Genomic DNA, 17368 nt, shown 5'->3' on the forward strand with positions numbered 1-17368 from the left:
TCACCATCTTATTGAAATACTTTCTTAAATTCTTTTCCTATTTCATCTTGTTCTTTTCCAACTGTTTTCCAATCAATATGTAATACCGGAATCTCTTCTACATTTGGTCTATTTTCCGCTTTTATATCTGTTCTGCCTGGTAATAAGTACGCTTTAGCAACTTGTTTTTGCACATCATCTGATAATAAATAATCAATAAACTCTTTTGCACCTTCTACATTTTTACTATCCTTCATAATACCTGCTGCACGCGGGCTAATAACTGTTCCGCTTTTTGGATAAACAATATCAACTGGTTCACCCTTTGCTTTTGCACTGTACGTCATATAATCAACGCCCGCAATGACCATGTCTTTTGCACCTGTTACAACCGGATCTAACGCTTCTTGATTTGCCCCTGCTACTGTAACTTCATTTTTCTTAAGCTGTTCGAATAAATTCCATCCATCTTTTCCATTCTTTTTCACATATCCTGTTACAAAGTCTAAAGCTGATCCTGAAAGCGCTGGATCTGGAAAGTTCACTTTTCCTTTCCATTCCCCTTTTGTTATATCACTCCAATCTTCAGGCGCTGTCTTCACATTTTTTGTGTTATACACAATCCCTAACGCTAAAGCACTATATCCAAAATAATGTCCTTTATCGTCCGACCATTCAGAACGAAGCTTATCAGCTTGTTTCGCTTCTTTATACGCTAACGTTTGTCCATCCTTTTTTAACCCTTCCATCGCTGGTAAAGATGCAAGTACGACTACATCCACGACTGGCTTTTTCTTTTCGGCTTCCATTCGAGCTAAAATCTTACCTGTTGTTCCTTGAAACATTTCCACCTTTATACCCGTTTTCTTTTCAAAGTCCTTTTGAATTTTTTCTGCTAATCCTTTTGGTCCTGCACTATATACAACAATTTTCTTCTCATTTGTGTTTTTATTTTTGGCATCTGCACTACCTGTCTTTGAACTACACCCTGTTACTACAGCAGAAAATAATAAAGTACATACAAATAAAGACTTAAGCGAACTGAATTTCTTCATACGATTCTCCCCCTATATGATGAATACATTTTTTTGGCACATATAACGATACTGGTTTACCGATGCTGAATTTACTATTGTGATAAGCTGTCCATATCCCGAGTGCACCCATGTTTACTTTCATTTCATACCGTTCTCCTACATATGTAACGTGTTGTATTTCACCTGTATACATTTCGCATACTTCATTTTTTGTCCAGCTCACATGCTCTGGACGAACCATTTGTTTCCCCTCTACAAGCCAATTTGCCTTACCAACAAATTTTGCAACAAATTCATGAGATGGCTTCACATAAATGTCTTCTGGTGTTCCTTTTTGTAATACTTCTCCTTGTTTCATAACAATAATTTGATCTGACATTGACATCGCTTCTGTTTGATCATGAGTGACATACAATGCCGTTAAACCAATTGAATGAACGATATCCATAAGCTCTAATCGCATTTCTTCTCGCAAAATTGCATCGAGTGCACTCAGCGGTTCATCAAACAAAATAAAATGCGGTTTGGTTACAATTGCTCTCGCAAATGCGACACGTTGCTGCTGTCCACCAGAGAGTTCATGCGGATATCTTTTCTCCATCCCTTGCAAGCGAACTCGCTTTATTGCATCTTCTACTTTTTCCCGTAATTGATTCGTTTGCTTTGTCGCTCTTAAACCAAATGCAACATTTTCAAATACAGTCATATGCGGCCATAAAGCAAAATCTTGAAATACCATGCCGATATTACGTTCATGAGGAGATGTTTTAATTTTTTTAGTAGAAGAATACATGCACTTATCCCCAAAATATATTTCACCTTTATCTGGCTCTTCAAGTCCTGCAATCATTCTAAGTAAAGTCGTTTTCCCGCATCCCGAAGGTCCTAAAAGTGTGGTGAATTCACCTTGTTTCATAACAATTTGTAACGGTTTTAACGCCTTTGTTTTTCCAAAGTTCTTTTCTAATCCATGAATTTTAATATCCATCGTATCACCTCTCTCCCCTCACTCTTAACCTGCTTTCATTCTATCTGGAAGACTTATACTGAATGTTAATGTACTGTAAAGATTAAATTAAAAAACTTCTAATAAACTATTTATTTCTATAGATTTTTTCTATAGTTAAAATAAAAAGGCGGCAACTCATAATGAATCTCTTAAAATTAGAAATTGTAGTGCTTATTAAGAAATACAAAAAACTTACGATTGTTGCAGAAAAACTTGGTGTTAAACAACCTACTATTACATTCCATATAAAAAGCTTAGAAGAGGAACTAGGTGTGCCTTTATTTGAATTACGTTCTGGAAGATATTTCTTAACAGAGGCTGGAGAGGCACTGCATCATTATGCTTGTAAAATAGATGCACTGATGAAAGAAGCTAGGCGGGTCACACAAGAGTTTAAAGATTTTCATAAAGGCGCTATAACAATTGGCGCTAGTTATGTACCAGCGACTTATCTTTTACCAGAAATGATTCACCAATTTCAATGCGAATTTCCAAATATAAAAATAATACTTATGGTAAAAACAGCTCCTGAAATTCGAACGATGCTACAAAATCATGAAATTGATCTCGGTGTAATTTCCGCAGCACCGTTTGATGAATCACTTTTAAAACAGGCGACTGTAATGCCCGATACACTTGTTCTTGCTTTCTCCAAAGAACATCCTTTTTCAAAAAATGAAAATGTAACATTACAAGATATTGAAAAGGAACGTATATTATTGCATCGTAATCCATCTACAACGAGAGACTTACTTACAAAATGGATGTTAGAACATAACATTACGTTCCAATCTGAAATTGAATTAGATTCATTAGAAACGATGAAACAAATTTTAAAATATGGTAATGGAGTGGCTTTTATTTCTAAACTCGCTATTGAACAAGAAGTACATCGAAATGAACTATGCTATATACCCATCCCTGGATTTGAGTTTCAACGTAACATTTATACGATTCATCATGAAGACAGATGGAATTCTAAAATTATTTCTTTCTTACTTCATAACATCACTTCTTATGCAACAAAAAATTAAAAGGCTGTCGTTATACACGACAGCCTTTTAAACTATAACTCTATTTATTTTTCTTCGCTTCAATTTTTGCTTGCGCCTCTTCAGCCTTATCTAATGCTTCTGAAACTTTTTTCTCTTTTTCTTTCACATCATCTATACTATCAACAGCTTTAATAAGTTTATCAATTCCTTCTTCTTCTACTTTTCTCCGCTTTGCTACTCTTTCATTCACTTTCTTTTCTACATCTTTTGCTTTTTGAAGCATATTCTCTGCATTTGATGTTACAGCTGTTGCAAGCGCATCGTCTTTTTTCATTTGTAACACTTCATTTGCAATGTCTTTCGCTTCTAAATACTTACCGTCTTTTAATGCAGTTGCTCCATGATCCATTTTCTCGGCCATTTCTTTATATGATTTCGCTTCATTTCCTGATTTCTCTTTTTCTGCTTTTTCAAACCACATTGTTGCATCACTATATTTTTCATCTTTCAATGATTGCATACCTGTTTCAATATATGTGTCATAATTACTACATCCAGCCATCACGACTAACAGAAAAAGCATAATAAAACTTAATTTTTTCATGATGTTTTCTCCTTTTCTTTGCCTGCTCACTTTACTGTAACATACATGAAAAAGAGTTTCAAAAACTAAAATACTAATTTGGTCATTTTTATTATCTTCAAACCGACACATCTACTTGTTTTTTCGACATATGTTGCTTTACTCCAACTAATACAACTAACAATAAACCTCCGCCTATCGTCATCATAACAATGCTAGTTGGCAACATATCTAATAATAACCCATATACAATCATACCGAGTGGCGCGATTGCAGTAGCAATTGTTTCAAGTAGGCCAAACACACGCCCTAAGTAGCTCGGATCTGTCGTTTTTTGCATATGTACTTGCATCGGAATATTTACAATCATAATTGCTATACCAGTTAACATCATAAAAGCAATATAGTAAATAAAACTTGCTACTTTTGGAATGTTAACTAACAATGGAAAGACTGTACATAAACTTAAACCCGCAAACAAAAACAGTCCTGTATAAATAGAACGAAACGGATTATTCACTTCTTTACGCACTGATAAAGCAATCGCACCCATTAGCATCCCGACTGCTAACATTCCCTCTACAGTACCGAGTTGCTTTGAAGATAAGTGCAATGTATGGACGATAATGTATGGAAGTGCAACGGTTAGCCCACATGCAAAAAAGTTTACCCACAGTGCTATTTTCATTAAACCATATATTTCATGTTGTCGTTTTACATATGAAAAACCTTCTTTTATACTCGTCAGGAAATGCTCTTTACTTTCAACCATTTCTTTTTTATATAAATCAAATACGATAAATAATTGCAAAACAACCGCTAAAAAGAACGTAATACTATTTAATAAAAAGAACGACTGAATAGAAAAGAATCCAAATACAACTCCGCCAATAATCGGCCCTAAAATATTTGATAAAGAAGCTGCCGTTTGATTTAAAGCACTCGCTTTTTGAATACGTTCCTCATTTACTAAACTCGGAATAGACGAAGTTAATGCAACTGAATAAAAACTGGCACAAATTGATAATAATGCTGCTGAAACATAAATAAAAAGAAGTGATGGTCCAAACATAGTAGCAAGAATAAACATAATAAGCATCGTTAAACTACTTAATAAATCAGTGCCAATAACAAGCCACTTTCGATTCACACGGTCAGCTACAGCACCAGCAATCGGGCCACAGATCATCCTTGGAAGTGATCCGCAAACGAGCGTAATTGCAAAACCCATTCCTGAGCCAGTTGTCTTTAATACGTATAATCCCATGGCAAACGTATAAATACCTGCGCCTAATAAAGACGTCATTTTTCCAATCATCATTAAAATAATATTTCTCGTTGCAATTTTCATTCTTGTATCATGTTGTCCTATACTTATATCTCCCATAACGAATTTCTCCCCTTAAAAGTTAAATTGTGTTAAACTTATTATATAATCAACTTTCCAAGTTTTACAACAAAAAGTTAAATATAATTTAACTTTTCAATTATAAAGGAGCAATAATATGGCAACTCTCGGCGAAAAAATTAAAGCGTTACGTAAAGAAAAAAAGCTTACGCAAACTGAACTGGCAGGTTCTAAACTAACAAAAAGTATGCTTAGTCAAATTGAAAATGGAAAAGCTACACCTTCCATGAAAACATTGCAATATATCGCTGAAAAACTAGAATGTGAAGCGAGTTTTTTATTAGAAGATGATGATAGAGAAATTGTTGAACTCATTACAAAAATGGAGCAACTCATAAAGGAAAACAAATGTGATGAAGTGTATGAGACTTTACTTCCTATCGTTCAAAAAGAGCTCCCTTCTACTTTAAATACAGCTCGTATATACAAACAATTCGTAACTGCTGCGGCGATTATGAAAGATTACAACATTGAATCTTACGTAGAAAAAGCTGTTTCTATTTTCGAAAAATATAAGTTATACCGCGACAGTACGGAAACAAAATTAAAATTATCTTTTGCGATATTCACACGTAAAAAATATGCAGAATGTTTACAACTTATATCTAATATTAGAAATGATTATGAAAAGAAACATTTAGAAATGGATCTTATTATACATATTGAATTATGTTTATATGAAGCCATCATATTACTAGCATGTGGCGATTATGAAAAATGTGAAGAAACGATATTAGAAGCACTCGCATTTTCAAAAAAACATCAAGTGTATTATAAAACAGATGAATTTTACCGTATTTTATCTTACCAAAAAGTGATTACAGTTGATAAAGAGCGTTATTTATATTACATAAAAAAATCTGAGCAATTTGCCATTTTTACAGAAGATACTCTATCCATTGCGATAATTGACATTTTAAAAGCTTACTACTACAACACGATTACTAATGAATATACAATCGCATTAAAACATCTAGAACAATTTCACGAAAAACTAAAAGATCAGCCCATTTTTCAAGACGACGGATTGTATTATCTTGAAAAAGGAAAAGCTTTATACGGATTAAAACGTTACGAAGAAGCTTTACAAGCATTGCAACGTGCTTTTATACCGGATTATATGAACCATCCACTGGATCAAGCGTGGCTTACAACAGCTGGTGCATATCGTGCACTTTGTTACGTTAAGCTAAATGATAAAAATAGAGCTCTTGAAGAAGCAACAAAAGCAAATGAAATGATACAACCGTATCCAGATTCTATTTTCTCTTCTTTTATTAAAGAAACATTACAAATAATACAAAAACTTTAAGAATGTCTCGAAATGGTATATTATTCCTCTTTTTTAGCAAAGATAATAATGATGGGAGGAATATAAATGAATATTCAACGTGCAAAAGAGCTTTCTGTATCATCTGAACAAGCGAATGTCAGTTTTCAAGGCATGCCTGTTACCATTCAACACGTCGATGAAAGCAACGAAACCGCCCGCATATATGAAGTAAAAAATCCAGAACGCGAATTAACGGTTCCAGTTAATAGCTTAGAGGAAATATAAAAAATGCCACTTCATTTTTTTGAAGTGGCATCTTTCTTTTTTTTAGATTACTTATTATAAATTCCTTCTATTTTCTATTTTACAGAAGCTGAAAAAATAAGAATTTTCTACTTCTTTTCTTTTTGTGACCTGCTAAAATACAAACTATAGATTAATTATTCACACTATACATTAAGGAGGAAAAATAATGGCACCTAATTTAGAAAAAAACAATTCTTATTATGCAGTTATATTCACTTCCAATTTATCTAATGATACAGCAGATTATAGTACAGTTGCCGATAAAATGGAGGAACTCGCAAAGCAGCAACCTGGATTTCTAGCTGTAGAAAGTGCGCGAGATCATTCAGGGCTTGGAATCACAATTTCTTACTGGGAATCACTTGAAGCAATTGAAAATTGGAAACAGAACGTCTTACATAAAGAAGCGAAAAAAAGAGGTCGTGAGCAATGGTATGAAAACTTCCACCTACGTATCTGCCTTGTTGAGAAAGAATTTAAGTTTCATAGAGGTACTTTGTAGATATGAAGAAAAAATTAGCCCTCATTGCTGTTCATGAAATATATGGTGTGAACAACCATATGCATCACGTTACCGACCACTTCACTTCATCTCATATAGATGTATTCTGTCCTAATCTGCTACAATCGCAACCTGCATTTCCTTATAGTGATGAAGAAAAAGCATATCATTTTTTTATGAATCATATTGGATTTGAAGATGGAAAAAAGCAAATTGAAAAATTCATTACTTCTCTTTCTAGTAGTTACACACATATTGGACTTATCGGCTTTAGTGTTGGTGCTACCATCTCATGGCTATGTAGTAACAATCCGAACATAGATTTTATTATCGGATGCTATGGTTCCCGTATACGTGACTATATTCATATGAAACCAACATGTGCTACCTTACTTATTTTCCCTGAAAAAGAAGCTAGTTTTTCAGTATCCTCTTTCATTCAAACATTGCAGCAACAAAAAAATCCTTTATTAGAAATACACCAACTACACGGTGAACATGGTTTTCTAAATCCGTACACTGAAAAATATAACGGGTACTCTACAAATCAAGCATACAATGTAATAGATTCATTTCTTGTAAAAAACACTCTTATAAAGGAGATGTAAATGACACTTACATTACTCTTACTGATTTTCATACTCATTGCCTTTTTCTTAGCACTAACTATCATTTTTGTAACCGTAAAAAAGGGGGAGTTTTCCAAACGTCCTTACTTACAATCTATTATCGTTTGCATTTTATTTTTTACAAATTGGATTTTATATTTATCAACTTTTTATGCATTACTTCCCGAAAAGATTAGTGAGGTCCTATTTCTTCCTATTTGGTTTTTCCTTTGTATATTAGGTTTTATCACTTTCTGGCGCGAATGGAGAAACAATCGTGTGTTCTCCATATGTATCGGTTTTCTTTCCTTTATTAGTTTTTTATTTTGGTTATTGTTGTTAGTTATTTCGGGGATGTGACTGTTATAAAGAGGATTAAAAACCTCTTTATAACAGTCTTTTTCGTTCCATAACGAAAGGAATTATTAAATAAAGAGCGTAAGCAATCACCATCCAAATGGTAAATGACATGATTTGCTGTGAGGATAATTGTGAGAATATGTTAGAAGAATGATACAAAATATAAGAATCTAAAGTTAAACCGATTGCCGTACCACATATACCTAACTTAATAACTGCATATTTTGTAGTATCTAGTTTTTTGTATAACCACATTACAAAGTATAAAGCTATAGCCGTTCCTAATTCAAGAAACGTCAATTGTAGAAAAAATCTATTTGAAGTATATTCTAATAAAACGGAAGAACCAAAAATAATGAAAAATGCTGAAGCAAAAAACCAAACGCCAATCGAAAATAAAATGGTGAGCCAAAGTCTATTATTCACTGACATTACCTCCCTTTTGTAGCACTGTAAGCTTTTCCAAGAGCATATACAAATCACCATATACTTTGTCTGTAGAAAAAGATGGATTGAATAATGCTTGCAATGCCAATCCATCAATTAATGCATTACATAAAACGCTCCATGTTTCCGTTGAAATTTGAGTTTTCATTGTATCTCCTATTTTTTTATGTAACACTCCTTTTAATTTTTGATTTTCATAATGTAACAATCCACCAATTTTATCTTTCATCGCATCATTTTGTAATCCACTTGCTACTAATTGAAAGAACAAATGATGATACATTGAATCTTTCATACATCTACTTTCCGCAGACTGTAAAGCCTTCTCTAACTGTCCATCCTTTCCTATTTGTTCCCACGATGCTTTACAAAACGATTCCGTTACTTCAAGTAATAATTGATCCTTCGTTTTAAAATGATAATATACGGTACCTTGTGTAACTTGAGCACTTTCTGCAACTGCTTTTAATGTCAATTTTTCCATCCCGTGCTCTGCAATAATTGCTTTTGCTGCTTCTAATAACTTCTCTTTATTAACAACGTTCGGTTTTGCCACTTCTACGACCTCCTTTTAAGTTAGTTGTATAACTAACTTAAATTATACAGAAAAATCAGATAAAATAAAAGGAAGAAAAGCCAACATTCAACTTTTCTTCCTTTTATTTTTACCTTTAGCTTTCACTGTCACTGATTCACAAGGTGTATAATATATTTGAGGTGTCGCCTTATCAACAAACATCATAAACGTAATAAAGCCGATAATAAAGAAAATAAACAACGTTAACAAAATTGCTCCTATCGTTAAAAGTATCATAACACCACCCCTATATTTTTCATGTTATTACACTTTTCGCTATTATATGAGCGTAATCCTTTTTAGAAAAAGAAACGTAACAAAATAATCACAATCACTCCCGTTAATACTGTACCTAATAAACTACGAGTATATATTGCTACAAGAAATGTCGGGATTGCTGCGATAAGGTAATCCCACTGCATCGTCTCATGCATAAATAAAACTTGTGCTAAAAGTGCTGCTAATATCGCAATTGGTATGTAATTTAACCATTTTAAACCCCAGTCTGGAATTTGAAGTTTACTAAATACGAGTAGAGGTAAAATACGTGGCACGAGTGTAACAGCTCCTGCTGCTAATAAAAGTAGTATTACGTCCAATCTCATTTCCATTTTTCAATCACAACTCCAATCGTCGCAGCTAGTAATGTTGCGATAATAACCGCTATACTATCTGGCATAAATAAGTGTGAAACGTATGCAATCATAATTGCTACAATTGCAACAGTAAGATGAATTGCTAGTTTCGGTTTACTACTTATGAGCTGAAGGACAAATAACCCGATAAACATTGCCGGTAATGCATAATCCATGCCGTACGTATGCGGATCTGGTATCCACTCACCAAACAACCCGCCAATAATAGTAGCAAGAATCCAATTTAAATATGCTGTGACATTTAAACCGATCATCCATCTTTCACCTAAATGTCCTTTTTGCGCTGCGTGCTGCACAGCAACTCCGAACGTTTCATCTGTAATTTGCGAACCGATTAGTAAGTTTTTAAATAGAGGCAGTTTCGTAAAGTACGGCGCAAGTGCAGCACTCATAAGAAGGTGGCGCAAGTTAACAAAAAATACAGTAAAAATAATTGCGGAAGCAGGTGCACCAGCTGCATACATACCAGCTAATATAAATTGGGCAGAACCTGCATAAATTAAAGTGGACATAAACGCAATTTCAATAATGGAGAAACCAGCTGTTTTTGCAATTACACCGGCTGCTATACCGATGCTTAAATAACCAAATACAGTTGGTAAACAATCTTTTACTCCTTGCTGAAATGTATCATCGTTTTGCAAAGCTACATGTGCCCCAGCTTTACTCATCTCTATCATCCTCCATTCCTTTTAAAGTTCGCTTTCCTGTTACGACATGAACTAAATCTATATTTTCACGCCATAGCGTATCTAACTTATCCGCTCCAAATTCCTTCGTGATTTCTTCGACCATAATATCGTGCCGCACATACTCTGTAGCTACGAGAACTAATGCTGGGTCATACGTTGTAACAGCCCACGAAGTGCTATCATTTGAGAAGTTCGCAATTAATACTTCTTCTCCATCACGAGCAATAACAGTTAAATGACCACCCATTCTCTTTTCAACAACGTGGGGCGTCATATAATTATGGTGAAACGTCGCGCCTATTTTGGTTTCTGGCGCGCCAAATAAGATTGAAAATATATGTACACCTTCCTCTTCTTTTTGATGAATATATGGCTCAATTTCATGCACTTGATCTTCCCATACAGAAATCCATAACTCTTCCTTTGCTCTATTAATTATATTGCAAATTTCTTTTAAAACACGATCATTTGAGCGAATATGCGAAATTACATCTATTTGTCGCTCTTGTTCTAAACCATTTAATTTCTCATCTAAAAATTCAAAGGACTTCTCAAAGTCTTTTCGCATTCGATTCATTAATTCGGTAGCTGGTACTGGTACATATTTAACTGGTTCAGAAGGTACAATATGTACTGCTCCTTTATCCATTAACTTTCCGAGTACCTCGTAAATCATAGAACGAGGTACTCCTGTTTGTTTACTCACTTCATAACCTGTTACTGGGGAATGCTTTAGCAATCCAATATACGCTTTACATTCATACTGGGAAAAACCTAGCTTTTGTAATTCCTTTATAATTTCATCCATCGGTAACCCCTCACAATCTAAACCGCTCTAACTTCAAAACGACGATTTTGTTTCCCTTTACTTTTTACTTTATCAATAACAAGTGTTCCTATTTCACTCGTATTTTTCACATGTGTGCCTCCACAAGCTTGTTCATCTAAATTTTCAATGGTAACAATGCGGATTTCTTGTATAGTAGTTGGCAGGAGGTTTATTGCTGTCTTAATCATTCCTACAGCATTTTCTGCTTCTTCGCGGCTCATATAACGAGTAGAAATTTCTTTATTTTGTTCAATAAGTTTATTCACTTCCTTAACAATTTCTTCTACTTCCACGCTCGATAACTCTTGTAACTCATTAAAATCGATACGTGCTTTGTCAGGATAAATTTGATTTCCAGTGCATAGAGCTCCATATTTTTCATAAACGACAGCTCCGATAAGATGCAGTAAGGAATGATGCCGCATTAAATTATGACGTCTTTCCCAATTAATCTCTAATTTAACAGAACCTAATTTTACTTGAGCTCCATCTTTTATATAGTGAACTATTTCTCCCTGCTCCTTCTTTACCTTTTCAACTTCAAATACAAACCCGTCTTGTACAATGACACCCGTATCACATTCCTGCCCCCCACCAGTTGGATAAAAAACTGTTTCTTTTACAAATACTTTATTCCCTTCTACTTTTATCACCTCTGTTTCACAACTCGCTTTGTATGCATCTTCTAAATATAATGCCGTTGTCATACTCTCACCTCTTTAGTAGTTATAGTTATACCTACTAATATAAAAAAGAAGCTCCACAAAGTCAATTGATAATTCTGAAATTTAAATTTAATAAAAGACTCCTATATTAGGAGTCCACTATCTCAATATTTCATTCGCTTCTTTTTCATAAATTTTATCAAATGAAGTCATGACACGTTGTGATGCTGAAATCATTTTTTGATCCGTCATAAGATCAGCCATCTCTTTCGTCATATCTACATTTGAATTTTCTAGCATATAATTTTTTACTGTCCCTACTCCGTTCGGTAAATCAGCAATGTTTCCTTCTGCTAGTGTAAAGCTTTTGTTCTCTCTTTGTACAAGACGATTATTTGCTTCTGCACCTACTGTTTTTGTTTGTAGACGAGCAATATTATTTTGCGTCACCGCATCATATAACGTACCGTCTGCTTGTACAGCTACCTTTGCTCCTTCTGGAATACGAATACGTTCATTATTCTCACCCATTACGAAAGCACCTGAAGTTGTTTGTAAATAACGATCACTATTTAATGTAAAACTACCGGCTCTCGTTAAAAATGTTTCATTATTTTTAGATGTAACGAAAAACGAAGCTGTGCCCGCAGTTCCGTCATCTAAAAAGAAATCTGTAGCACTATTTGTCATTTGTATATTTCCTTGTACTAAGTTCACATGTGTTGCGGCTGGTACTACAGCGTAATCGACTGAGCCAATATTTGTTACAGCACCATCTCCGCGGCGATATGTGTCTTGTACATCAAATACTTTTGAAGTCATATTTTCTGCTTTAAATCCTGTCGTTTGGGCATTTGCAACGTTATTCGAATGAACATTAATACGCTGCATGTAATTCATCATACCCATAGAACCTATATAAAGACCGTTCATACTCGTTTGAATAAGGCAGTTGCCTTATCCTTCACCTCTTTTCTATGATGTTTGTAACATTTGTTTCGCTAAATGTTCAGCTGTAGCGATATGTATGTTTTTCTTCACGTCTTGTCCATCTGTCATTAATACAATGGGAGCTGATGATACTGCTGGAATTTTCAACAATTCACCACTACTTGCTGTTTCATCAAATTTCGTAAACACGATACCATCAATATGAATATCTTTAAAGTTCGTAATGATTTCGATCATGTCTTTACTTTTCATCGAAGCTGATAACGTTAAACAAATATAATCTGGCTCTACTTGTCCCATTGTTTCAATCATTTCTTCCACTGTTTCTGACGCACGATAATTTTTCCCAGCTGTATCTATTAAAATATAATCGACGCGCGCTTCTTCTTTAAAATACGTAAGCGCTCTTGTCATTGCAGCTTCATCACGAACAGCAATTACTTCAAATCCAATTGTCTTTACGTAATCTTGCAGTTGCTGAACTGTCCCAATGCGCGAATGGTCCGTCGTAATAAAACCGACCGTTTTGTTCTTACCGTGAAACTGCCACGCCATTTTCGCAAGTGTCGTCGTTTTTCCAACACCAGTTGGGCCGATTAATGCAATTGTTTGTACTTCTTTTTCAAATACGTTTTCTGTGTTGAAATGAGAACTCATATCTTCTAATATATATTCGATCACTTCTTCTTCTGTAATCATCGTTGCATTCTCAAACTTCACTTTTAACTTTTCAGCATAGGCATGAATGAAGTATTGTTCTACATCGTTTTGCTCTAGCATGCGAATTACTTTTTGAATAATAAATGGTACAGATTCTTGCTGTTCTTTTTTTACAACTACTTCTTCTTTCTTGACCGGAACGACTTTTTTCACAGCTTTTTGCTTTTTCGTTACTTTCGTTTCTTCCGTCTGTTTTACAACGACGATACCTTTTTCAAACAACTTTAATAGTTTCTCTTTCTTTCTTGCCCATTCTTCACTATTTCCTGTTTGCATCGCCGCATATGACATCGGAGTCGTCACGTTTTCTAAATTGTGCAGTACCGATTGAATTCCGTTCGCCTTCACAATTTGTTCTGAAGGGTCATTCACAACATCCATTAATTGTTCATGAAATTGAGCTGTTCCTTCGTTCACTTCTTCCTGTTTATCCTCTGGAAAAGCAACTAACATTTCATAATTCTTTTTCCAAAAAAACGGGATATTTCGTTTTACACTTTCATCGACAACGTAATAATAATCTGTACCATATTGGTCAAATAACTTTCGATACAATTCATTTTTCGAAGCTGCTTTTATTCGCATTAACGCTTCTTTCTTTTCTGTACTTTCCATTACTTCACCCCCTACTATTCAATATAGGCAATTTGATCTACAACAATTTCTGGTGCTAATTCGCTAATACAAAGTACTTGTGCTTCTACTTGATAGCGCTCAAGAAGTCTTACAATCGCAAATCTGAAATCTTTTCTACGCGTTAATAATACTGGTTCTCTTCCCATTAACCTCGCTTGTTTAAATACGCGTTGTACTTGCTCAACGACTCGCGTTTCTAAATCTAAATCCCAGTTTAATAAATAACCTTGATAAGAATTGTTCACAACGTCTGCATCTAACTCAATTGAATCTGAGAAGAGCGCCGCATATATTTTCCCGTCAGGATTTTTCGCATTTTCACAAATAACTTTTGAAATACATTCACGGACGAATGACGTTACACCGTCAACATGATTTTGATAAATTTCTTTTCCGTCAATAATACCTTCAATAATGGTTGGTAAATCGCGAATAGAAATACCTTCTTTTAGCAATTGCTTAATAACATTTTGAACGAGTGATAAGTCGATTTCTTTCTTCTTAATCTCTTCTAATAAAACGCCATTATCATTTTCAAGCGAGTTAATTAAGTCTTTTACATGTTGACGCTGAATTAACTCATGAAGATTACGTCTAACGACAACATCTAAATGTGTAATTAATATGCTAAGTGGCTCTAATACTTGATAGCCTTTCATCTGTGCATCTTGTACCATATGCTCTAAAATCCAATATCCATCTTCACCGAAAATTGGATCTTTCGCTGGTTCTGCATCTAAATCGGCCATTACATTCGGTGTTTTCAGTGCTAATAAGTAACCTGATTTTAAAACCCCTTCAGCTGCCTTCGCACCTTTAATACGAATAATGTAACGTCCGCGTGGTCTAAAACTCGTATTATCTTTAAAGTTAATTCCAGGAACGTTAATACCAAGGTCGGTAATAATCGACTTCCTCATAAGAACAACTTTATCACGGGCGGTTTCCCCGTTAATTTTTTGCTTTACAAGTGCTGCTAAATCTAAACCGAGTTCTACAATAATTGGATATTTATCTGTAAATACGCCAAATGAATCTTCCACTTGTTGCAGTTGCTCGTCTTCGCCTTGAATCATTTCTATTTCTTTTTGAAGCTCGTCTTCTTTTTCTTTCTTTATTCGGTTTTTATTTCGAATTCCTAAGAAGATAATTGTTCCACCAACGAGTGCGAATGGTAGAAATGGTAGCGGAGTGAAAATACCCATCGCGATAAATAAACCACCAAGCGCATAGACAACGACTTCATGCGCTAATAACTCTTTAAAGATTCCTTCCGTTACTGTATCCGGTGAACCGTCAAATACACGCGTTACGATAATACCTGTTGAAATCGCAAGCATTAGCGAACCAATTTGGTTTACGATTCCATCACCGACAGTTAACTGTGTATAATGAAGAGCTGCTTCACCAAAGCTCATGCCCTGCTGCATCATACCAACAATTAAACCGAAAATAATGTTTACGAATAAAATGACGATCCCGAAAATAACGTCCCCTTTAATGAACTTTCCAGCACCATCCATCGCTCCGTAAAACTCTGTTTCCATATTTAATTTTTTTCGTTTTGCTTGTGCATCTTTTTCTGTAATAATACGCTGGTTTAAATCCGCATCGATTGACATTTGTTTCCCTGGTAAAGAATCAAGTGTAAAACGTGCTGCAACTTCAGCTGTACGAGATGCACCGTTTGCAACGATAAACTGGAATATGATTAATACTGTAAAAATAACGATACCAATTAATAAGTTCCCGCCAATTACGAATTGACCGAACTCTTCAATAACATGACCGGCATTTCCGTTTGTCAAAATCGCTCGCGTCGTCGATACGTTAATCGATACACGGAAAATCCCGATTAATAACAACATCGTCGGAAATGACTTTAATTCATCCCACTCGTTAATACTTGTCGCTCGCATATAAATAAGCACTGACATACTTAGTAGAAAAACGATAATGATATCAAGTATAAATGGTGGAAGTGGAATTAAGAGCGCCACTACGAATGACGCTGCTAAAAAGATAGAAAAATAGGTTCTTGCAGAATCTATCTTAAACAAAGAGATCTCCTCCAAACGCGCTATTATACTTCAAGTTCATTCGTTTGAATTAAATAGCGCATAACTTCAATTACAGCTACGTATAAATCTTCTGGAATCGTCTCATCTTCCTCGACTTGATAATATAAAGAACGAGCAAGCGGACGGTTTTCCACCATTGGTATTTCTTGTTCACGGGCAAGTGTTCGTATATATAATGCGAGTTCATCTTCCCCTTTTGCAACGACAATTGGTGCCGCATCAACGTGTTTATTGTACCTGAGTACGACCGAAATATGAGTCGGGTTATTTACAATAAACGTTGCGCCATCCATCTTTTTCGCAATTGTTCCTTGCAATATGGCATGCATAAAGTTTTTTCGTTTTCCCTTTACTTGCGGGTCCCCTTCATTATCTTTATGCTCTTGTTTTACTTCTTCTTTTTTCATCTTAATATCTTGTTCGTACTCCCACTTTTGATATATGAAATCAATAATAGAAAGAACGATTAATATAATTAAAATAGCTAAGAAGATAAATTTAATTTGCCTAATAATTTCAGTAAGTGACGCAGTCCAATTAAATCCAATCATACTCACGATTTTCTCTAAATTCTTTTTAAATAGCACATAAGCGACGTAACCGATTAATCCCATATAAAACAGTGATTTCAAAATATCTACTAAACTTTTACGACTAAACAACCTCGTAAAATAGTTTTTCGGGTTAATACGCGAAGCTTTCGGCTTAATGACTTTAGAAGAAAATAAGAAACCGACTTGAATCATATAATTGAATAAATGAAAAGCGTATACGAGTATTAAGATCGGAGCTGATACTTTTAGTAGTAAAATCCCCATCATATAAAAATACTCGGTTGAATCTGTATTTTTTCCAATTTGATCAAACAGCACCGATACAGAATTGGCAATCTCAAACCCTAGCCAATCTCCAAAAAAGTAAACGACAACTGCTAACACAAGTATGGAAAATAAATTATTTAAATCTTTACTCCGGGCAATATTCCCTTCTTCACGCGATTTCTTACGCTTCTGCGGGGTGGCCTTTTCTGTTTTATTATCCTTTGCCATGTGCG

21 protein-coding genes are annotated in these 17368 nt (G+C 34.7%); 6 read left to right on the top strand and 15 right to left on the bottom strand.

Annotated features, from left to right (window positions below):
• Positions 1-8 precede the first annotated feature (8 nt).
• Both ACZ76X_RS05990 and ACZ76X_RS05995 read right to left on the bottom strand, forming a co-directional pair.
• Positions 9-1034 (bottom strand): ABC transporter substrate-binding protein, encoded by a 1026-nt coding sequence (locus tag ACZ76X_RS05990; RefSeq protein ID WP_479849912.1) that lies wholly within the window; start codon positions 1032-1034, stop codon positions 9-11.
• A complete protein-coding gene (locus ACZ76X_RS05995; RefSeq protein WP_479849913.1) occupies positions 1012-2004 on the bottom strand; it encodes an ABC transporter ATP-binding protein in 993 nt (330 codons plus the stop codon). Before ACZ76X_RS05995 ends, ACZ76X_RS05990 begins: the two co-directional genes overlap by 23 nt.
• A gap of 161 nt (positions 2005-2165) precedes the next feature.
• Between ACZ76X_RS05995 and ACZ76X_RS06000 the strand changes: the two genes are divergently transcribed.
• Complete coding sequence (locus ACZ76X_RS06000; protein WP_479849914.1) at positions 2166-3059, top strand: LysR substrate-binding domain-containing protein; 894 nt, start codon at positions 2166-2168, stop codon at positions 3057-3059.
• Positions 3060-3099: 40 nt separating this feature from the next.
• Here the strand turns inward: ACZ76X_RS06000 and ACZ76X_RS06005 are convergent, their stop codons facing one another.
• Both ACZ76X_RS06005 and ACZ76X_RS06010 read right to left on the bottom strand, forming a co-directional pair.
• Positions 3100-3624 (bottom strand): COG3014 family protein, encoded by a 525-nt coding sequence (locus ACZ76X_RS06005; protein ID WP_098667155.1) that lies wholly within the window; start codon positions 3622-3624, stop codon positions 3100-3102.
• A gap of 97 nt (positions 3625-3721) precedes the next feature.
• Positions 3722-4990 carry an MFS transporter gene (locus tag ACZ76X_RS06010; RefSeq protein WP_479849915.1) on the bottom strand — a complete coding sequence of 423 codons (1269 nt, stop codon included), beginning with the start codon at positions 4988-4990 and terminating at the stop codon, positions 3722-3724.
• Positions 4991-5108: 118 nt separating this feature from the next.
• Here ACZ76X_RS06010 and ACZ76X_RS06015 point away from each other — a divergent pair, with 118 nt between their 5' ends.
• The 5 genes from ACZ76X_RS06015 (at position 5109) to ACZ76X_RS06035 (ending at position 8060) form a co-directional block, all read left to right on the top strand.
• On the top strand, positions 5109-6323 hold the full coding sequence (locus tag ACZ76X_RS06015) for a helix-turn-helix domain-containing protein (protein WP_479849916.1): 1215 nt from the start codon (positions 5109-5111) through the stop codon (positions 6321-6323).
• Positions 6324-6389: 66 nt separating this feature from the next.
• A complete protein-coding gene (locus ACZ76X_RS06020) occupies positions 6390-6569 on the top strand; it encodes an H-type small acid-soluble spore protein (RefSeq protein WP_098667158.1) in 180 nt (59 codons plus the stop codon).
• A 187-nt stretch (positions 6570-6756) separates the two neighbouring features.
• A complete protein-coding gene (locus ACZ76X_RS06025) occupies positions 6757-7092 on the top strand; it encodes an antibiotic biosynthesis monooxygenase family protein (RefSeq protein ID WP_479849917.1) in 336 nt (111 codons plus the stop codon).
• Positions 7093-7094: 2 nt separating this feature from the next.
• The gene (locus tag ACZ76X_RS06030; protein ID WP_479849918.1) at positions 7095-7700 is read left to right on the top strand and encodes a dienelactone hydrolase family protein; all 606 of its coding nucleotides are present in this window, start codon (positions 7095-7097) and stop codon (positions 7698-7700) included.
• The gene (locus tag ACZ76X_RS06035) at positions 7701-8060 is read left to right on the top strand and encodes a hypothetical protein (protein ID WP_479849919.1); all 360 of its coding nucleotides are present in this window, start codon (positions 7701-7703) and stop codon (positions 8058-8060) included.
• A 27-nt stretch (positions 8061-8087) separates the two neighbouring features.
• On the opposite strand, the gene ACZ76X_RS06040 is transcribed toward ACZ76X_RS06035, so the two are convergent.
• The 11 genes from ACZ76X_RS06040 to flhB all read right to left on the bottom strand — a co-directional run bounded on the left by ACZ76X_RS06040 (position 8088) and on the right by flhB (position 17363).
• Positions 8088-8486, bottom strand: coding sequence for a DUF5367 family protein (locus ACZ76X_RS06040; protein ID WP_479849920.1), 399 nt, complete (start codon positions 8484-8486; stop codon positions 8088-8090).
• Positions 8479-9063, bottom strand: coding sequence for a TetR/AcrR family transcriptional regulator (locus ACZ76X_RS06045; RefSeq protein ID WP_479849921.1), 585 nt, complete (start codon positions 9061-9063; stop codon positions 8479-8481). Before ACZ76X_RS06045 ends, ACZ76X_RS06040 begins: the two co-directional genes overlap by 8 nt.
• An 87-nt stretch (positions 9064-9150) precedes the next feature.
• Positions 9151-9321 carry a DUF3951 domain-containing protein gene (locus ACZ76X_RS06050; RefSeq protein ID WP_001972020.1) on the bottom strand — a complete coding sequence of 57 codons (171 nt, stop codon included), beginning with the start codon at positions 9319-9321 and terminating at the stop codon, positions 9151-9153.
• A 62-nt stretch (positions 9322-9383) separates the two neighbouring features.
• On the bottom strand, positions 9384-9695 hold the full coding sequence (locus ACZ76X_RS06055) for an AzlD domain-containing protein (protein WP_000425935.1): 312 nt from the start codon (positions 9693-9695) through the stop codon (positions 9384-9386).
• Positions 9686-10411, bottom strand: coding sequence for an AzlC family ABC transporter permease (locus ACZ76X_RS06060; protein WP_479849922.1), 726 nt, complete (start codon positions 10409-10411; stop codon positions 9686-9688). Before ACZ76X_RS06060 ends, ACZ76X_RS06055 begins: the two co-directional genes overlap by 10 nt.
• Complete coding sequence (locus ACZ76X_RS06065; RefSeq protein WP_152155092.1) at positions 10404-11240, bottom strand: TrmB family transcriptional regulator; 837 nt, start codon at positions 11238-11240, stop codon at positions 10404-10406. The genes ACZ76X_RS06060 and ACZ76X_RS06065 overlap by 8 nt, the downstream gene beginning before the upstream one ends.
• Before the next feature lie 17 nt (positions 11241-11257).
• Positions 11258-11968 (bottom strand): alanyl-tRNA editing protein, encoded by a 711-nt coding sequence (locus ACZ76X_RS06070; protein ID WP_479849923.1) that lies wholly within the window; start codon positions 11966-11968, stop codon positions 11258-11260.
• 117 nt (positions 11969-12085) lie between these two features.
• Positions 12086-12859 carry a flagellar basal-body rod protein FlgG gene (locus ACZ76X_RS06075; RefSeq protein WP_479849924.1) on the bottom strand — a complete coding sequence of 258 codons (774 nt, stop codon included), beginning with the start codon at positions 12857-12859 and terminating at the stop codon, positions 12086-12088.
• Positions 12860-12901: 42 nt separating this feature from the next.
• Positions 12902-14212 carry a flagellar biosynthesis GTPase FlhF gene (gene flhF / locus ACZ76X_RS06080; protein WP_479849925.1) on the bottom strand — a complete coding sequence of 437 codons (1311 nt, stop codon included), beginning with the start codon at positions 14210-14212 and terminating at the stop codon, positions 12902-12904.
• 14 nt (positions 14213-14226) lie between these two features.
• Complete coding sequence (flhA, locus tag ACZ76X_RS06085; protein ID WP_000472550.1) at positions 14227-16293, bottom strand: flagellar biosynthesis protein FlhA; 2067 nt, start codon at positions 16291-16293, stop codon at positions 14227-14229.
• A 23-nt stretch (positions 16294-16316) separates the two neighbouring features.
• Positions 16317-17363 (bottom strand): flagellar type III secretion system protein FlhB, encoded by a 1047-nt coding sequence (gene flhB, locus ACZ76X_RS06090; protein WP_001030104.1) that lies wholly within the window; start codon positions 17361-17363, stop codon positions 16317-16319.
• Between the last annotated feature and the right edge of the window lie 5 nt (positions 17364-17368).

The sequence above is a fragment of the Bacillus sp. BC05(2025) genome (assembly GCF_056725905.1).

Bases quoted from the DNA above. Each gene is read 5' to 3' on its own strand.
- ACZ76X_RS06035 (WP_479849919.1), top strand. From the start codon at position 7,701: ATGACACTTACATTACTCTTACTGATTTTCATACTCATTGCCTTTTTC.
- ACZ76X_RS06015 (WP_479849916.1), top strand. From the start codon at position 5,109: ATGGCAACTCTCGGCGAAAAAATTAAAGCGTTACGTAAAGAAAAAAAG.
- ACZ76X_RS05990 (WP_479849912.1), bottom strand. From the start codon at position 1,034: ATGAAGAAATTCAGTTCGCTTAAGTCTTTATTTGTATGTACTTTATTA.
- flhF (WP_479849925.1), bottom strand. From the start codon at position 14,212: ATGGAAAGTACAGAAAAGAAAGAAGCGTTAATGCGAATAAAAGCAGCT.
- ACZ76X_RS06010 (WP_479849915.1), bottom strand. From the start codon at position 4,990: ATGGGAGATATAAGTATAGGACAACATGATACAAGAATGAAAATTGCA.
- ACZ76X_RS06075 (WP_479849924.1), bottom strand. From the start codon at position 12,859: ATGAACGGTCTTTATATAGGTTCTATGGGTATGATGAATTACATGCAG.
- ACZ76X_RS05995 (WP_479849913.1), bottom strand. From the start codon at position 2,004: ATGGATATTAAAATTCATGGATTAGAAAAGAACTTTGGAAAAACAAAG.
- ACZ76X_RS06005 (WP_098667155.1), bottom strand. From the start codon at position 3,624: ATGAAAAAATTAAGTTTTATTATGCTTTTTCTGTTAGTCGTGATGGCT.
- ACZ76X_RS06025 (WP_479849917.1), top strand. From the start codon at position 6,757: ATGGCACCTAATTTAGAAAAAAACAATTCTTATTATGCAGTTATATTC.
- ACZ76X_RS06000 (WP_479849914.1), top strand. From the start codon at position 2,166: ATGAATCTCTTAAAATTAGAAATTGTAGTGCTTATTAAGAAATACAAA.
- ACZ76X_RS06065 (WP_152155092.1), bottom strand. From the start codon at position 11,240: ATGGATGAAATTATAAAGGAATTACAAAAGCTAGGTTTTTCCCAGTAT.
- ACZ76X_RS06050 (WP_001972020.1), bottom strand. From the start codon at position 9,321: ATGATACTTTTAACGATAGGAGCAATTTTGTTAACGTTGTTTATTTTC.
- ACZ76X_RS06070 (WP_479849923.1), bottom strand. From the start codon at position 11,968: ATGACAACGGCATTATATTTAGAAGATGCATACAAAGCGAGTTGTGAA.
- ACZ76X_RS06030 (WP_479849918.1), top strand. From the start codon at position 7,095: ATGAAGAAAAAATTAGCCCTCATTGCTGTTCATGAAATATATGGTGTG.
- ACZ76X_RS06020 (WP_098667158.1), top strand. From the start codon at position 6,390: ATGAATATTCAACGTGCAAAAGAGCTTTCTGTATCATCTGAACAAGCG.
- flhB (WP_001030104.1), bottom strand. From the start codon at position 17,363: ATGGCAAAGGATAATAAAACAGAAAAGGCCACCCCGCAGAAGCGTAAG.
- ACZ76X_RS06060 (WP_479849922.1), bottom strand. From the start codon at position 10,411: ATGAGTAAAGCTGGGGCACATGTAGCTTTGCAAAACGATGATACATTT.
- ACZ76X_RS06055 (WP_000425935.1), bottom strand. From the start codon at position 9,695: ATGGAAATGAGATTGGACGTAATACTACTTTTATTAGCAGCAGGAGCT.